Genomic DNA, 289 nt, shown 5'->3' with positions numbered 1-289 from the left:
CTGCTTGGCGTCAAGAAATTGCGCTTCACCTTGAACAATCACATGATGACCCGTTTGATGAATTGCTTGAATATGTAACTCAGGCGCTGCCGTCGTAAAAAAATGCTCGATAGACTGGCAATGCTTCAGCACTTGATCAAAACCTGAAAGCCGTTGTTCACCCACAATTTCCCATGTAATGGTTTGTGAAAATTGCTGTTGGATTCGGCTAAATTGCCGCGTTGAAAAGTGGGTGGCTTTGTCCGTGAGGGTCATCTCGTTTTGCCTGTTTTTTAGTCAAGTTTAATAA

The 289-nt window shown here is 43.3% G+C and carries 1 protein-coding gene; it reads right to left on the bottom strand.

The genetic code is table 11. From position 1 onward, the window contains the following. A partial coding sequence (locus ACG9ZB_RS17145; RefSeq protein ID WP_419326837.1) for a nuclear transport factor 2 family protein occupies positions 1-255 on the bottom strand: 255 nt, incomplete at its 3' end. Between the last annotated feature and the right edge of the window lie 34 nt (positions 256-289).

Origin of the sequence: Acinetobacter johnsonii (assembly GCF_048551975.1) — a bacterium.
GTDB classification, from domain to species: domain Bacteria; phylum Pseudomonadota; class Gammaproteobacteria; order Pseudomonadales; family Moraxellaceae; genus Acinetobacter; species Acinetobacter johnsonii_A.
This window is presented reverse-complemented; position numbering and strand designations above follow the sequence as displayed.